Source organism: Pseudomonas sp. S3_A03 (assembly GCF_054668275.1).
Window position 1 is genome coordinate 4,963,051 of the sequence record NZ_CP162753.1, and the last position, 15,183, is coordinate 4,978,233.

The window sequence follows — 15,183 nt, forward strand, 5'->3', positions numbered from 1 at the left end:
GAGCCACACACGCCGTGCCGGCAGGCCTGCTTCGTTTATACTCCTGCCGATCTGCTAGCAGCGCCCACCGGGAGAGCTCATGCTCGCCGCCGTAAAACTGACTTCCGCCACCCGCCAGAACCTCTGGCGCCTGACGTTCATTCGTACCCTGGTACTGGCCGCACAGGCCGGTTCGGTGGGGCTTGCCTATTGGTTCGACCTGCTGCCGCTGCCCTGGCTGCCACTGGGCGTGACCCTCGGGTTCTCCACTGTGCTTTGCGTGTTTACCGCGATCCGGTTGCGCACCACCTGGCCGGTGACCGAGTTGGAATATGCCCTGCAATTGGCCTGCGACTTATTTATCCACAGTGTGTTGCTGTATTTCTCCGGTGGTTCCACCAACCCGTTCGTTTCGTATTACCTGGTGCCGCTGACCATCGCTGCGGTGACGTTGCCGTGGCGCTATTCGGTGGTGCTGTCGGGCATCGCGCTGACCTTGTATACCTTGTTGTTGGCCCAGTTCTATCCGTTGCAGACGTTTCCCATCGCCCGAGAAAACCTGCAGATCTATGGGATGTGGTTGAGTTTTGCGTTGTCCGCCGCCGTGATCACTTTTTTTGCCGCGCGCATGGCCGAAGAGCTGCGCCGCCAGGAAGAACTGCGCGCTATCCGCCGTGAAGAGGGGCTGCGTGACCAGCAACTGCTGGCCGTCGCCACCCAGGCCGCGGGTGCCGCTCACGAGTTGGGCACGCCGCTGGCCACCATGAGCGTTTTGCTCAACGAAATGACGCAGGACCACCACGACCCCGTCCTGCAAGAAGATCTCGGCGTATTGCGCGAGCAGGTCAAGCAATGCAAGCAAACCTTGCAGCAACTGGTGCGTGCCGCCGAAGCCAATCGCCGCCTGGCGGTGGAGATGCAGGACGTCACCCACTGGCTCGATGAGGCCCTGAACCGCTGGCACCTGATGCGTCCCGAGGCCAGCTACCGCTTCCATCTGCTGGGGCAGGGTACCGTGCCGCGCATGGCACCGCCGCCGGACCTGACCCAGGCGCTGCTCAACCTGCTCAACAATGCCGCCGACGCTTGCCCCGAAGGCCTGGGCGTGCAGTTGGACTGGGATATGGAAAACGTGACCATCAGCATTCGCGACCACGGTGCCGGCGTGCCGCTGGCCATTGCCGAGCAGATCGGCAAGCCGTTCTTTACCACCAAGGGCAAAGGTTTCGGCCTGGGCCTGTTTTTGAGCAAGGCCAGCGTGACCCGCGCGGGCGGCTCAGTGAAGCTCTATAGTCATGAGGAAGGTGGCACGCTCACCGAGCTGCGCCTGCCCCGTGTCGCACGAGGAGATATCGATGAGTGACGAGATCCAAGTCGAAGGCGAAGAACTGCCGCACCTGTTGCTGGTAGATGACGACGCCACTTTTACCCGCGTGATGGCGCGCGCCATGAGCCGTCGCGGTTTCCGTGTAAGCACCGCCGGTTCCGCCGAAGAAGGCCTGACCATCGCCCAGGCCGACCTGCCGGACTACGCCGCGCTCGACCTGAAAATGGACGGCGATTCCGGCCTGGTGCTGCTGCCCAAGTTGTTGGAACTGGACCCGGAAATGCGCGTGGTGATCCTCACCGGTTACTCCAGCATTGCCACCGCCGTCGAGGCTATCAAGCGCGGCGCCTGCAACTACCTGTGCAAACCGGCGGATGCCGATGATGTACTGGCCGCCTTGCTTTCCGAGCACGCCGATCTCGACACCCTGGTGCCGGAAAACCCAATGTCGGTAGACCGCTTGCAGTGGGAACACATCCAGCGCGTGCTGACCGAACACGAAGGCAATATCTCCGCCACCGCCCGCGCCCTGGGCATGCACCGCCGCACCCTGCAACGCAAGTTGCAAAAACGTCCGGTACGACGCTGAACCTAGGCTGAACGACCCGCTTCAGGCCGCACGGAGCCCTGAACCGATCAATTATGATCGGTTCAAACGCCTGTCACTTCTTTCCTACCGAGCCTGAACGATGAATCAGAACGCTGAGTACTCCGCGGTCAATGACGCAGTGCGTGGGCAATTCTTGCGCCGAACCTGGGCGATGATCACGCCTTACTGGCGCAGTGAAGAGAAGGGCAAGGCCTGGCTGCTGCTGGCCGTGGTGATTGGTTTGTCGCTGTTCAGCGTCGCCATTTCGGTGTGGCTCAACCATTGGTACAAGGACTTCTACAACGCCCTGGAGAAAAAGGACACCGCTGCGTTCTGGCAGCAGATCGTCTATTTCTGCGGTATCGCCACGGTGGCGATTCTGGGCGCGGTGTACCGCCTCTACCTGACCCAGATGCTGACTATTCGCTGGCGTGCGTGGCTTACCGACAAGCACTTTGCACGTTGGCTGGGCGACAAAAATTACTACCAGTTGGAGCAGGGCGGCTACACCGATAACCCGGACCAGCGGATCTCCGAAGACCTCAACAGCTTTACTTCCAACACCCTGAGCCTGGGCCTTGGGCTGTTGCGCAATGTCGTCAGCCTGGTGTCGTTTTCGGTGATTTTGTGGGGCGTGTCGGGCAGCATTGATGTGTTCGGCATCACCATTCCCGGCTATATGTTTTGGTGCGCGTTGCTCTACGCCGCTGTCGGCAGTTGGCTGACGCACCTGATCGGGCGTCGTTTGATCGGCTTGAGTAACCAGCAACAACGTTTCGAAGCGGACCTGCGTTTCTCCATGGTGCGGGTGCGGGAGAGTGCCGAAAGCATCGCCCTGTACAACGGCGAGCCTAACGAGACGCAGCGTCTGAGCGCGCGGTTCGGCAAGGTCTGGCATAACTATTGGGACATCATGAAAGTGTCCAAGCGTTTGACGTTTTTCACCGCCGGCTATGAGCAGATTGCAATCATCTTTGCGTTTATCGTCGCGGCGCCGCGGTATTTCGCCGGCAAGATCGAGCTGGGCGAGTTGATGCAAATCAACTCCGCATTCGGCAACGTGCAGGGCAACTTCAGCTGGTTTATCAGCGCGTATTCCGACCTCGCCGGCTGGCGCGCTACCAGCGACCGTCTATTGAGTTTTCAACAGGCCATGACTGACAACGAGCAACGCCCGGCGGCCATCGATGTGAGTGCGCAAGGCGAGCGCCTGGTGGTGCAGGGGTTGGGCATGAACCTGTCCGATGGCCGTCACTTGCTTACCGACGCCAACATGATCGTCGAGCCGGGCCAGCGCCTGATGCTCAGTGGCCGCTCCGGCAGCGGCAAAAGCACCTTGCTGCGTGCAATGGGCCACCTGTGGCCGGCGGGCCACGGCAGCATTCGCCTGCCGGCGGCGCGTTACCTGTTCCTGCCGCAGAAGCCGTACCTGCCGATTGGCACGTTGGCGGCAGTATTAAGTTATCCACAAGACGAGAGCGTGTACCCGGCGCAACGTTATGCACAGGTCCTGGAGACCTGCCGCTTGGCGCACCTGGTGGGGCGTCTCGATGAGGCCAACCACTGGCAACGCATGCTCTCGCCGGGTGAGCAACAACGCCTGGCCTTTGCCCGCGCATTGTTGTTCGCGCCGCAATGGCTGTACATGGACGAAGCCACCTCGGCCATGGACGAGGAGGATGAGGCGACGTTGTATCAGGCACTGATCGATGAGCTGCCGGGCCTTAGCATCGTCAGTGTCGGGCACCGCAGCAGCCTCAAGCGTTTCCATGGGCGGCATGTGCGCATCGAGGGTGGGTGGTTGCAGGAGCAGCCTGTGGCCTGAGGCTCAACAAAAAGCCCGGCTGATCATCGATCAGCCGGGCTTTTTGATTGCTTGAAGCGACTTACTTCTTCAAGCCGTAATGCTCATCCAGCATGCCCGGGGCGTTTGGCGTTTTTGGCGCGTAGTCCCGTGGCGGTTCCTGGTTTTCCCGGGGCGGGGTCAGACGCTCGCGTGGCGTTTGCGGTGCATCGGAATGCAACGCGGCCAGCAGGCGCTGACGGGTAATGTCATCGAGGGCCAGGCGATTGGCGCCATCGGCGAGGTGATCCTGTACGTCCTGATAGCTCTGGGTGAGCTTCTTGACCAGGGTCGCGGTGCTGTTGAAGTGGGTAACAACCTCGTTCTGATAACTGTCAAAACGTTCCTGAATGTCATCCAACTGACGCTGCGTGCGGTTAGGCGCGGCATTCGGCAGCAGGCGAGCAACCAGGAATCCAATGGCGACACCGGCAACCAGGGCAAGAGTCGGCAACAACCAAACTAAGAGCGAGTGTTCCACGAGTCCTTCCTCTATAAACGGCTTTGCTTTACGTTAACGGCTCAAACCTGCGCTGTATACCGCGATTAAGCTCGCAATGATGCCATGCACAGACTTTTAGCTAGACGAGTCGACCCCTTGAGAGGTCACGGAGTTCATCCTTGCTCATGCGTGAAACCCCCGTTTTGATCGATGGCCCGGTGGGCCAACTGGAAGCCTTGTACCTCGACCACCCCGAACCACGTGGCCTGGCGCTGGTCTGCCACCCTAACCCGGTGCAGGGCGGGACCATGCTCAATAAAGTTGTGTCGACCCTGCAACGCACGGCTCGCGATGCCGGTTTGATTACGTTACGTTTTAATTACCGTGGCGTCGGCGCCAGTGCCGGTACGCATGACATGAGCACCGGTGAAGTCGACGATGCCGAAGCGGCCGTCATCTGGCTGCGTGAAAAACACCCCGACCTGCCGATCACCTTGCTCGGGTTTTCCTTTGGTGGCTACGTGGCCGCCAGCCTCGGTGGCCGTCTGGAAGCCAAGGGCGAAAAACTCGCGCACCTGTTCATGGTCGCCGCCGCCGTGATGCGCCTGCGTGATACGGATGTACTGCCCCAAGGCTGCCCATTGACCCTGATCCAGCCCGAAACCGACGAAGTGGTCGACCCGCAACTCGTCTACGACTGGTCCGGCGCCTTGAAACGCCCCCATGAGCTGCTGAAAGTGGCAGAATGCGGGCACTTTTTTCATGGCAAGCTCACCGATCTGAAGGATCTGGTGCTGCCGCGCCTCTCGAATTGATAGCAGTCTGATAAGCGATAAACCCATGACGACGCGTACCCGTATCCTCACCGGCATCACCACCACCGGCACGCCGCACCTGGGCAACTACGCCGGCGCGATCCGCCCCGCGATTCTTGCCAGCCAGGACGCAAATGCCGATTCCTTCTACTTCCTGGCCGACTACCACGCCCTGATCAAATGCGATGACCCGCAGCGCATCCAGCGCTCGCGTATGGAAATCGCCGCGACCTGGCTGGCCGGTGGCCTGGATGTGAACCGTGTAACGTTCTATCGCCAGTCCGACATTCCGGAAATTCCCGAACTGACCTGGTTGCTGACCTGTGTGGCCGCCAAAGGCTTGCTCAACCGCGCGCACGCCTACAAGGCCTCGGTGGACAAGAACGTGGAAACCGGCGAAGACCCGGACGCGGGCATCACCATGGGGCTGTACAGCTACCCGGTGCTGATGGCGGCGGACATTCTGATGTTCAACGCGCACAAAGTGCCGGTCGGCCGCGACCAGATCCAGCACGTGGAAATGGCGCGCGACATCGGCCAGCGTTTCAACCACCTGTTCGGCAACGGCAAAGAATTCTTCACCATGCCTGAGGCGTTGATCGAAGAAAGCGTCGCCACTTTGCCGGGCCTGGATGGCCGCAAGATGTCCAAGAGCTACGACAACACCATCCCGTTGTTCACCAGCGCCAAGGACATGAAGGACGCCATCTCGCGGATCGTCACCGACTCGCGCGCCCCTGGCGAAGCCAAGGACCCGGATAACTCACACCTGTTCACCCTGTACCAGGCGTTTGCCAGCAAGGCCCAGGAAGAGGCGTTCCGCGCCGAACTCCTGCAAGGTCTGGGCTGGGGCGAGGCGAAGAACCGTCTGTTCCAACTGCTCGACGGCCAACTGGGCGAAGCTCGCGAGCGTTACCACCAGTTGATGTCGCGCCCATCGGACATGGAAGACCTCTTGCTGGTAGGCGCCAAAAAAGCCCGTGCCGTGGCGGCGCCGTTCCTGGCCGAGCTGCGTGAAGCGGTGGGCCTGCGTTCGTTCGTCAACCAGGCGGCAGCGCCGGTCGCCAGCAAAAAGAAAGCTGCGAAAGCGGCGCGCTTTGTGAGCTTTCGCGAAGACGACGGCAGCTTTCGCTTCCGCCTGTTGGCTGCCGATGGCGAGCAATTGCTGCTGTCACGCAATTTTGCCGACGGCAAAGCGGCGGGCGCGGTGACCAAGCAACTGCAAAGCGGCGACGCTTTGGATGTACGCCCCGAAGCTCTGAGTTTTAGCGTCTGGCTGGACGGCGCCGTGGTCGCCGACGGCGCCGAGTTCGCCGACGGTGCATCACGTGATGCCGGCATTGAGGCTTTGCGCACTGCGTTGACGCCACTCGAGGATTAACCCGACCAAGGGTTGATTGCCATTATCCGGGGCCGTCGTTACAGTGACGGCCCGTTTTTGTTGCCTTGCTAACGAAATTATGACGCCCCTAGAACGATATCAAGCTGATCTGAAACGCCCTGAGTTCTTCCATGACGCGGCCCAGGAAACGGCGGTGCGTCATTTGCAGCGCCTCTACGACGACCTGCTCGCGGCCTCGCAAAGCAAGCCAGGGATGCTCGGCAAGCTGTTTGGCAAGAAAGACCGCGCACCGGTCAAGGGCCTGTACTTCTGGGGCGGCGTGGGACGCGGCAAGACCTACCTGGTCGATACCTTCTTCGAAGCACTGCCGTTCAAGGAAAAGGTCCGCACTCACTTCCACCGCTTCATGAAGCGCGTGCATGAAGAGATGAAAACCCTGCCGGGCGAGAAAAACCCGCTGACTATCATCGCCAAGCGCTTCTCCGACGAGGCGCGGGTGATCTGCTTCGATGAGTTCTTTGTCTCTGACATCACCGACGCCATGATCCTCGGCACCCTGATGGAAGAGCTGTTCAAAAATGGCGTGACCCTGGTGGCCACCTCGAACATCGTGCCCGACGGCCTGTACAAGGACGGCCTGCAACGCGCGCGCTTCCTGCCGGCCATCGCGTTGATCAAGCAGCACACCGAGATCGTCAACGTCGACAGCGGCGTCGACTACCGCCTGCGTCACCTGGAGCAAGCGGAGCTGTTCCACTTCCCGCTGAACGAAGCGGCCCATGAAAGCTTGAAAAAAGCTTCCGCGCGCTGACACCGGAATGCACCCAGGCGGTGGAAAACGACAAGTTGATGATCGAGAACCGCGAGATCATCGCCCTGCGTACCTGCGATGACGTGGCCTGGTTCGAATTCCGCCAACTGTGCGACGGCCCGCGTAGCCAGAACGACTACATCGAACTGGGCAAGATCTTCCATGCGGTGATCTTGAGTGGCGTGGAGCAGATGAGTGTCACTACTGACGATATCGCGCGGCGTTTTATCAACATGGTCGACGAATTCTACGACCGCAACGTCAAGCTGATCATCTCGGCGGAAGTTGAGCTTAAGGATCTGTACACCGGTGGCCGTTTGAACTTCGAGTTCCAGCGCACCCTGAGCCGCTTGCTGGAGATGCAGTCCCACGAGTTCCTGTCGCGCGGGCACAAGCCTTAAAAGCAACACAAATCAGAATGTGGGAGGGGGCTTGCTCCCGATAGCAGAATGTCAGTCACTGAAGATGTGGACTGACCCACCGCTATCGGGAGCAAGCCCCCTCCCACATTTTTTTACTGTGTTTGTTGGCTGGGGTTATGCCGCCTGCTGGAATTGCTGGCGATACTGGTTCGGCGACAATTCGGTGTGCTGCCTGAACAGCCGCGCAAAGAAACTCGCGTCGTCGTAACCCACCTCATAACTGATGGTCTTGATGCTCTTACGGCTGCCCGAGAGCAGGCCTTTGGCCGTCTCGATTCGCAGGCGTTGCAGGTAGTGCAACGGCTTGTCGCCGGTGGCGGTCTGGAAGCGGCGCATGAAGTTGCGGATGCTCATGCCGTGTTCGCGGGCGACATCCTCGAAGCGGAATTTGTCGGCAAAGTGCTCTTCGAGCCAGTGCTGGATCTGCAGGATGATCACGTCCTGGTGAAGTTTCTGCCCGCCAAAACCGATACGCCCCGGCGCATAGCTGCGTTGCACTTCATACAGAATGTCGCGGGCCACGGCCTGGGCAATGTTGGCGCCGCAGAAGCGCTCGATCAGGTAAATATAGAGGTCGCACGCTGAGGTAGTGCCGCCGGCGCAATACAGGTTATCGGCGTCCGTGAGGTGCTTGTCCTGGTTGAGCTGGACCTTGGGAAAGCGTTCGCTGAAGGCATTGAAGAAGCGCCAATAGGTGGTCGCCTCCTTGCCATCGAGCAACCCGGCTTCGGCCAGCCAGAACACCCCGGTGGCTTCACCGCAGAGCACGGCGCCGCGCGCATGTTGTTCGCGCAACCATGGCAGCACTTGCGGGTAGCGCGTGCAGAGGGCATCGAAGTCATCCCAGAAGGCTGGCAGGACGATGATGTCCGCATCTTCCAGGCCGCCATCCACGGGCATGATCACATCACTGAAGCTGCACACCGATTGCCCGTCGGGGCTGACCAGGCGCGTTGCGAATGCTGGCGTCAGGCCCAGGCCTTGCTGTTTGCCATAGCGCAGGCTGGCGAGGTGGAAGAAATCCTTGGCTTGCATGAGGGTTGAAGCGAATACCCGATCAATGGCCAAAATGCTGACGCGCCGCAGGGGCGTGGAGATTTGGTTAGACATAATTTCATTTATTCTTATAGGGGAAAGTGGTCACCAGACGGCTGGATCGTCTTATTTTTTGTCGCATGTGTCCAGTGTCCCGTGAGCCTTTCGCGGCATAGGCTCTGTAAGCTGATCTTTGTCCGACAATCCATGCAGGTGACCCATGATTCCCAGAACTTTGTTCACTCCGGAACACGAGCTCTTCCGCGAAAGCGTGCGCACTTTCCTCGAAAAAGACGCTGCTCCTTTCCATGGGCAATGGGAAAAGCAGGGTTTCATCGACCGCGATCTGTGGCGCAAGGCGGGGGAGGCCGGAATGCTGTGTTCCCATCTGCCGGAGGAATACGGTGGCCTGGGGGCGGACTTTCTCTACAGTGCGGTGGTGATCGAGGAGATCAGCCGGCTGGGCCTGACCGGCATCGGTTTTTCCCTGCATTCGGATATCGTCGCGCCGTACATCCTGCATTACGGCAGTGAGGCGCTGAAACACAAATACCTACCCAAATTGATCGCCGGCGAAATGGTCACCGCTATCGCCATGACCGAGCCGGGGGCCGGCTCCGACCTGCAAGGGGTCAAGACCAGCGCCGTGTTGGAGGGCGATGAGTATGTAATCAACGGCTCCAAGACGTTCATTACCAACGGCTATCTTGCCGACCTTGTGATCGTGGTGGCCAAGACCGATCCCAAGGCGGGCGCCAAGGGCACCAGCCTGTTTCTGGTGGAGGCCGATACGCCGGGCTTCGCCAAGGGCAAGCGGCTGGAGAAGGTGGGCATGAAGGCTCAGGACACCTCGGAGCTGTTCTTCCAGGATGTGCGCGTGCCCAGGGAAAACCTGCTAGGCCAGGCCGGAATGGGCTTCGCGTATTTGATGCAGGAGTTGCCTCAAGAACGTTTGACGGTGGCGATCGGGGCCTTGTCATCCGCCGAGGCGGCGTTGCAATGGACCTTGGAATACACCCGCGAACGCAAGGCGTTCGGCAAGGCGATTGCCGATTTCCAGAACACACGCTTCAAGCTGGCCGAGATGGCCACCGAGATTCAAATCGGTCGTGTATTCGTCGACCAGTGCATGGCGTTGCACCTGGAAGGCAAGCTGGACGTGCCCACGGCGGCGATGGCCAAGTACTGGGCCACTGACCTGCAGTGCAAGGTGCTGGATGAATGCGTGCAGTTGCACGGTGGCTACGGCTTCATGTGGGAATACCCGATCGCGCGGGCGTGGGCGGATGCGCGGGTGCAGCGAATTTATGCGGGGACCAACGAGATCATGAAAGAGATTATTGCGCGGGCGCTTTGAGTAATCTGGTGTTTGTTTGGGCCTCATCGGGGCAAGCCCCTTCCACACTTGAATGTGTGAACCCAGTCAAATGTGGGGGCTTGCTCCCGATGGCGGCCTAAAGATCAATCACGGCGCGGGGTTTGGATGATCCTTCTGAATCGCCTCAATCCCTTCCAGTACCTCCTTGGACAGTTTCAACTCGGCACTGGCAATGTTGCTATCCAACTGTTCCAGTGATGTGGCGCCAATAATATTGCTGGTCACAAACGGCTGCTGCGTCACGAACGCCAACGCCATCTGCGCTGGGTCCAGGCCGTGCTCGCGCGCCAGGGCGACATAACGGCTGCACGCCGCTTCCGACTGCGGGTTGAAGTAGCGACTGAAGCGGCTGTATTCGGTCAGGCGCGCCTTCGCCGGGCGTGCGCCACCTTCGTACTTGCCGCTGAGCATGCCGAACGCCAGGGGCGAGTAGGCCAGCAGGCCGCATTGCTCGCGAATGGCGACTTCCGCCAGGCCCACTTCAAAGCTGCGGTTGAGCAGGTTGTAGGGGTTCTGGATCGACACCGCGCGCGGCCAGCCACGGGCTTCGGCCAGGGCCAGGAATTTCATGGTGCCCCACGGCGTTTCGTTGGACAGGCCGATGTGGCGGATCTTGCCGGCTTTTACCTGTTCATCCAGCGCTTCGAGGGTTTCTTCAAGCGGTGTGAGGTCGTCTTCGTCCTTGTGCTTGTAGCTCAACTGGCCGAAAAAGTTGGTGCTGCGCTCCGGCCAGTGCAACTGGTAGAGGTCGATCCAGTCGGTTTGCAGGCGCTTGAGGCTGGCGTCGAGGGCTTCGGTGATGTGCTTGCGGTTATGGCGCAGGTGGCCGTCGCGGATGTAGTCAATGGTGTTGCCGGGGCCGGCGATCTTGCTGGCAAGGATCCAGTCGTTGCGGTCGCCACGGCTTTTGAAGTAATTACCGATGTAGCGTTCGGTGGTGGCGTAGGTGTCTGCTTTGGGCGGCACCGGGTACATTTCCGCCGTGTCGAGGAAGTTGATTCCCGCGGACTTGGCCCGCTCGATCTGCGCGAAGGCCTCTGCCTCGCTGTTCTGCTCACCCCAGGTCATGGTGCCCAGGGCTATCGCGCTCACGTTCAGATCCGTACGGCCCAGCTGTCGATAATCCATCGGGTACTCCTTCAGGGAAAACAATCATAAAAGCAGGTTGAATTTTTTTTCGCAATCTGCATAATTGCCCACCTCTTTCTGCAGTGGAAGTGATGCGCCGTCTGCCGAAGAATCTTGCCGTTGAACGGACGCGCCGACCCGAGCCCCCGATAGCGTCTGTATCCGGCTGCCTTTGACTTGTCAAAGTACGCACTATTCAGTAAGATCCGCCGTCTAATTTACAGGGCGGCCCCTGAGGCTATTAAAGAATGACAACTTTTACTGCAAAACCGGAAACAGTTCAGCGCGACTGGTTTGTCGTCGACGCCGCTGGTCAGACCCTGGGTCGTCTGGCCACTGAAGTCGCCAGCCGTCTGCGTGGCAAGCACAAGCCTGAGTACACCCCTCACGTTGACACCGGTGACTACATCGTGATCATCAACGCTGAGCAGGTACGTGTTACCGGCAACAAAGCGCAAGACAAAATGTACTACCGTCACTCCGGTTTCCCAGGCGGTATCAAGTCTTCCAACTTTGAAGGCCTGATCTCCAAGAAGCCTGAAGCCCCGATCGAAATCGCGGTCAAAGGCATGCTGCCTAAGGGCCCACTGGGTCGCGATATGTTTCGCAAGCTGAAAGTCTATGCGGGCGCTGTACACCCTCATGCTGCTCAGCAGCCCCAAGAACTGAAGTTTTAACGGAATAGTTCATTATGTCGGCGACTCAAAATTACGGCACTGGCCGTCGCAAAACCGCAACCGCACGCGTTTTCCTGCGTCCGGGCACTGGTAACATCTCGATCAACAACCGCACTCTGGAAAATTTCTTCGGTCGCGAAACTGCCCGCATGGTAGTTCGTCAGCCGCTGGAACTGACCGAGACCGTTGAAAAGTTCGACATCTACGTCACCGTTATCGGTGGCGGTGTAAGTGGTCAAGCTGGCGCAATCCGCCACGGTATCACTCGCGCTCTGATGCAGTACGACGAAACCCTGCGTGGCGCTCTGCGCAAAGCTGGCTTCGTAACTCGCGATGCCCGTGAAGTTGAACGTAAGAAAGTCGGTCTGCGTAAAGCGCGTAAGCGTCCGCAGTACTCGAAGCGTTAATTCGCTTTACGTTCCACAAAAACGCCCAGCCTCCTTACGGAGCTGGGCGTTTTTTATTGCCTGCGATTTATACACATTTTTCACCGTGACAACTTGCCACATCCGTAGACCCCCTATACTACAAGGCCTGGAGGCTGAGCCTTGGGCAATTCCCTTGTCAGACGTGGGGCTTTTCATTACCATTCGGCAAAATTTTTATAAGTTCAGATTTAATACTTAGTAGACGCCTGATTTAACAGGCCAAAAAGCTGATGGGAGAGGACTGAATGAGCAATGACGGCGTGAATGCAGGCCGGCGTCGCTTCTTGGTAGCAGCCACATCCGTGGTGGGTGCTGCAGGAGCGGTGGGGGCTGCGGTCCCGTTCGTGGGGTCATGGTTTCCCAGTGCCAAGGCGAAAGCCGCAGGTGCACCGGTGAAGGTGAATGTCAGCAAGATCGAGCCAGGCCAGCAGATGATTGCTGAATGGCGCGGCCAGCCGGTGTTCATTGTTCGTCGTACCGAGGAAATCCTGGGAAATCTGAAAAAGATCGAAGGTCAGTTGTCCGACCCGAAATCCGAGAAATCCGACCAACCCGCCTACGCCAAAAACGAAGCACGTTCGATCAAGCCAGAGATTCTGTTGCTGGTCGGTCTGTGTACCCACTTGGGTTGCTCGCCTACCTTCCGCCCGGAAGTCGCTCCTGTCGATCTGGGCAAGGACTGGGTCGGTGGTTATTTCTGCCCATGCCACGGTTCCCATTACGACCTTGCCGGGCGCGTCTACAAGTCCCAACCCGCGCCATTGAACCTGCCCGTGCCACCGCATACCTACGAAACTGACGACCTTATTGTCATTGGCCTCGATAAGGAGAACGCGTGATGAGCAAGTTCATGGATTGGGTCGATGCGCGCTTCCCCGCCACTAAAATGTGGGAAGACCATCTCAGCAAGTACTACGCCCCGAAGAACTTCAACTTCTTCTATTTCTTTGGCTCCCTGGCACTCCTGGTGCTGGTCAACCAGATCGTCACCGGCGTCTGGCTGACGATGAGCTACACCCCTTCGGCGGAAGAGGCGTTTGCCTCCGTCGAATACATCATGCGTGACGTCGAGTACGGCTCGATCCTGCGTCTGCTGCACTCCACCGGTGCGTCGGCGTTCTTCATTGTGGTCTATCTGCATATGTTCCGTGGCCTGCTCTACGGTTCGTATCAGAAGCCTCGTGAGTTGGTGTGGGTGTTCGGCATGCTGATCTACCTGGCGCTGATGGCCGAAGCCTTCATGGGTTACCTGCTGCCGTGGGGCCAGATGTCGTACTGGGGCGCGCAGGTGATCATCTCGCTGTTTGGCGCGATCCCTGTGATCGGCAATGACCTGACCCAGTGGATCCGCGGTGACTACCTGATCTCCGGTATCACCTTGAACCGCTTCTTCGCGTTGCATGTGGTAGCCCTGCCTATCGTGATTCTTGGCCTTGTGGTGTTGCATATCCTGGCGCTGCATGAGGTGGGCTCCAACAACCCGGACGGCGTGGACATCAAGAAGCACAAGGACGAGAACGGCATCCCGCTGGATGGGATTCCATTCCACCCTTACTACACCGTGAAAGACATCGTCGGCGTAGTGGTGTTCTTGTTTGTATTCTGCTCGATCGTGTTCTTTTTCCCGGAGATGGGCGGTTATTTCCTGGAGAAACCTAACTTCGAACAGGCCAACGCCTTCAAGACGCCTGAGCACATTGCCCCGGTCTGGTACTTCACGCCGTTCTACGCGATCTTGCGTGCGATCCCCGACAAGCTCATGGGCGTAATTGCCATGGGTGCGGCCATTGCCGTGCTGTTCGTACTGCCTTGGCTCGACCGAAGCCCGGTCAAGTCCATGCGCTACAAAGGCTGGCTAAGCAAGATCTGGCTGTGGGTGTTCTGCATTGCCTTCGTGATCCTGGGTGTATTGGGCGTACTGGCGCCAACGCCTGAGCGTACGTTGTTGTCGCAGGTCTGCACCTTCCTGTACTTCGCCTACTTCATTCTGATGCCGTTCTACACCCGGCTCGAGAAGACCAAACCGGTTCCGGAAAGGGTGACTGGCTGATGAAAAAATTATTCGTTGCATTGATGCTTGCGGCCTTGCCGCTACTGTCCTTCGCCGCCGAGCACGGTGGCCCGGAGCTGGAAAAAGTCGACATCGATGTGTCTGACAAGGCTGCCCTGCAAGACGGCGCGCGAACGTTCGCCAACTACTGCATGGGCTGCCACAGCGCCAAGTTCCAACGTTACGAGCGCGTCGCCGACGACCTGGGCATTCCCCACGAGTTGATGCTGGAGAAACTGGTGTTCACCGGCGCCAAGATTGGTGACCACATGAACATCGGTATGAAACCGGCAGACGCCAAGGCCTGGTTCGGGGCTGCACCGCCTGACTTGACCCTGGTAGCCCGCGTGCGCGGCACCGACTGGCTCTACGGCTACCTCAAGTCTTTCTACGAAGACCCGGCCCGCCCGTGGGGTGTGAACAACAAAGTGTTCCCGAACGTCGGCATGCCTAACGTTCTGGTCGGCTTGCAGGGTCGCCAAGTGGTAGGATGCAAGCAGGTTCAGGTCGTGGACAATGGCAAGAAGCAATATGATCCGTTGACCGGTACGCCTCTGACTCATGAAGCGTGCGATCAACTGACCATTGTGCCCAAGACCGGTACGCTGAACGAAGAGCAGTTTGACGAGAAGGTCAAGAACCTCGTGACCTTCCTGGCCTACTCGGCCAACCCGGTCAAACTGCAGCACCAGCGCATTGGTACTTACGTCTTGCTGTACCTGGCTTTCTTCTTCGTATTCGCCTATCTGCTCAAACGCGAATACTGGAAAGATGTGCATTGATCCAACCGTAAGCAATTGCTGTTAATCTTGCGCGCCCAGCGGCATCCCTGACCCATAGTGACCTGGTTACCAGGTCCTACAGAGATGCTCTCTGGGCGCGCTCGTTTTTGAGCTTTCGATAATTTCAACAAGCGA

The 15,183-nt window shown here is 58.8% G+C and carries 14 protein-coding genes and 1 pseudogene; 12 read left to right on the plus strand and 3 right to left on the minus strand.

From position 1 onward, the window contains the following. The first annotated feature begins 79 nt into the window (after positions 1-79). From AB4O25_RS22680 to AB4O25_RS22690, 3 genes are all read left to right on the plus strand, one after another. Entirely contained in the window at positions 80-1,342 is a 1,263-nt protein-coding gene (locus tag AB4O25_RS22680) for an ATP-binding protein (protein ID WP_017530125.1), read from the plus strand. Further along, positions 1,335-1,895 (plus strand): response regulator transcription factor, encoded by a 561-nt coding sequence (locus AB4O25_RS22685; protein ID WP_003171731.1) that lies wholly within the window; start codon positions 1,335-1,337, stop codon positions 1,893-1,895. The genes AB4O25_RS22680 and AB4O25_RS22685 overlap by 8 nt, the downstream gene beginning before the upstream one ends. 100 nt (positions 1,896-1,995) lie before the next feature. After that, positions 1,996-3,720: an ABC transporter ATP-binding protein/permease gene (locus AB4O25_RS22690; RefSeq protein WP_460149994.1), complete on the plus strand. Its 1,725-nt coding sequence runs from the start codon at positions 1,996-1,998 to the stop codon at positions 3,718-3,720. 61 nt (positions 3,721-3,781) lie between these two features. Here the strand turns inward: AB4O25_RS22690 and AB4O25_RS22695 are convergent, their stop codons facing one another. After that, on the minus strand, positions 3,782-4,219 hold the full coding sequence (locus AB4O25_RS22695) for a Z-ring associated ZapG family protein (RefSeq protein ID WP_460131506.1): 438 nt from the start codon (positions 4,217-4,219) through the stop codon (positions 3,782-3,784). A 146-nt stretch (positions 4,220-4,365) separates the two neighbouring features. Here AB4O25_RS22695 and AB4O25_RS22700 point away from each other — a divergent pair, with 146 nt between their 5' ends. From AB4O25_RS22700 to zapE, 3 genes and pseudogenes are all read left to right on the plus strand, one after another. Continuing rightward, a complete protein-coding gene (locus AB4O25_RS22700; RefSeq protein ID WP_116078465.1) occupies positions 4,366-4,995 on the plus strand; it encodes an alpha/beta hydrolase in 630 nt (209 codons plus the stop codon). A gap of 25 nt (positions 4,996-5,020) precedes the next feature. Further along, a complete protein-coding gene (locus AB4O25_RS22705) occupies positions 5,021-6,376 on the plus strand; it encodes a tryptophan--tRNA ligase (RefSeq protein ID WP_017530122.1) in 1,356 nt (451 codons plus the stop codon). Positions 6,377-6,455: 79 nt separating this feature from the next. Further along, positions 6,456-7,549: pseudogene (gene zapE / locus AB4O25_RS22710) on the plus strand (cell division protein ZapE). A 135-nt stretch (positions 7,550-7,684) separates the two neighbouring features. On the opposite strand, the gene AB4O25_RS22715 reads toward zapE, so the two are convergent. Beyond that, on the minus strand, positions 7,685-8,605 hold the full coding sequence (locus AB4O25_RS22715; protein WP_175404191.1) for a GlxA family transcriptional regulator: 921 nt from the start codon (positions 8,603-8,605) through the stop codon (positions 7,685-7,687). A 220-nt stretch (positions 8,606-8,825) separates the two neighbouring features. Here AB4O25_RS22715 and AB4O25_RS22720 point away from each other — a divergent pair, with 220 nt between their 5' ends. Next, entirely contained in the window at positions 8,826-9,962 is a 1,137-nt protein-coding gene (locus tag AB4O25_RS22720; protein WP_065877298.1) for an acyl-CoA dehydrogenase family protein, read from the plus strand. A 108-nt stretch (positions 9,963-10,070) separates the two neighbouring features. On the opposite strand, the gene AB4O25_RS22725 is transcribed toward AB4O25_RS22720, so the two are convergent. Continuing rightward, positions 10,071-11,111, minus strand: coding sequence for an NADP(H)-dependent aldo-keto reductase (locus AB4O25_RS22725; RefSeq protein ID WP_017530118.1), 1,041 nt, complete (start codon positions 11,109-11,111; stop codon positions 10,071-10,073). A gap of 248 nt (positions 11,112-11,359) precedes the next feature. Here AB4O25_RS22725 and rplM point away from each other — a divergent pair, with 248 nt between their 5' ends. From rplM to AB4O25_RS22750, 5 genes are all read left to right on the plus strand, one after another. Beyond that, positions 11,360-11,788, plus strand: a complete 429-nt coding sequence (rplM, locus tag AB4O25_RS22730; protein WP_003171742.1) for a 50S ribosomal protein L13 — start codon at positions 11,360-11,362, stop codon at positions 11,786-11,788. Between the two features lie 14 nt (positions 11,789-11,802). Beyond that, positions 11,803-12,195: a 30S ribosomal protein S9 gene (gene rpsI, locus AB4O25_RS22735; RefSeq protein ID WP_003216038.1), complete on the plus strand. Its 393-nt coding sequence runs from the start codon at positions 11,803-11,805 to the stop codon at positions 12,193-12,195. Between the two features lie 266 nt (positions 12,196-12,461). Next, entirely contained in the window at positions 12,462-13,055 is a 594-nt protein-coding gene (gene petA, locus AB4O25_RS22740) for a ubiquinol-cytochrome c reductase iron-sulfur subunit (protein ID WP_034095877.1), read from the plus strand. Then, positions 13,055-14,266 carry a cytochrome b gene (locus AB4O25_RS22745; RefSeq protein ID WP_003171746.1) on the plus strand — a complete coding sequence of 404 codons (1,212 nt, stop codon included), beginning with the start codon at positions 13,055-13,057 and terminating at the stop codon, positions 14,264-14,266. The genes petA and AB4O25_RS22745 overlap by 1 nt, the downstream gene beginning before the upstream one ends. Further along, positions 14,266-15,048, plus strand: coding sequence for a cytochrome c1 (locus AB4O25_RS22750; RefSeq protein WP_017530115.1), 783 nt, complete (start codon positions 14,266-14,268; stop codon positions 15,046-15,048). The genes AB4O25_RS22745 and AB4O25_RS22750 overlap by 1 nt, the downstream gene beginning before the upstream one ends. Positions 15,049-15,183 lie beyond the last annotated feature (135 nt).

Coding starts and splice junctions, on each gene's coding strand:
- AB4O25_RS22680 (WP_017530125.1), top strand. CDS start 80: ATGCTCGCCGCCGTAAAACTGACTTCCGCCACCCGCCAGAACCTCTGG.
- AB4O25_RS22715 (WP_175404191.1), bottom strand. CDS start 8,605: ATGCAAGCCAAGGATTTCTTCCACCTCGCCAGCCTGCGCTATGGCAAA.
- AB4O25_RS22705 (WP_017530122.1), top strand. CDS start 5,021: ATGACGACGCGTACCCGTATCCTCACCGGCATCACCACCACCGGCACG.
- AB4O25_RS22685 (WP_003171731.1), top strand. CDS start 1,335: ATGAGTGACGAGATCCAAGTCGAAGGCGAAGAACTGCCGCACCTGTTG.
- AB4O25_RS22745 (WP_003171746.1), top strand. CDS start 13,055: ATGAGCAAGTTCATGGATTGGGTCGATGCGCGCTTCCCCGCCACTAAA.
- AB4O25_RS22725 (WP_017530118.1), bottom strand. CDS start 11,111: ATGGATTATCGACAGCTGGGCCGTACGGATCTGAACGTGAGCGCGATA.
- rplM (WP_003171742.1), top strand. CDS start 11,360: ATGACAACTTTTACTGCAAAACCGGAAACAGTTCAGCGCGACTGGTTT.
- AB4O25_RS22720 (WP_065877298.1), top strand. CDS start 8,826: ATGATTCCCAGAACTTTGTTCACTCCGGAACACGAGCTCTTCCGCGAA.
- petA (WP_034095877.1), top strand. CDS start 12,462: ATGAGCAATGACGGCGTGAATGCAGGCCGGCGTCGCTTCTTGGTAGCA.
- AB4O25_RS22750 (WP_017530115.1), top strand. CDS start 14,266: ATGAAAAAATTATTCGTTGCATTGATGCTTGCGGCCTTGCCGCTACTG.
- rpsI (WP_003216038.1), top strand. CDS start 11,803: ATGTCGGCGACTCAAAATTACGGCACTGGCCGTCGCAAAACCGCAACC.
- AB4O25_RS22700 (WP_116078465.1), top strand. CDS start 4,366: ATGCGTGAAACCCCCGTTTTGATCGATGGCCCGGTGGGCCAACTGGAA.
- AB4O25_RS22690 (WP_460149994.1), top strand. CDS start 1,996: ATGAATCAGAACGCTGAGTACTCCGCGGTCAATGACGCAGTGCGTGGG.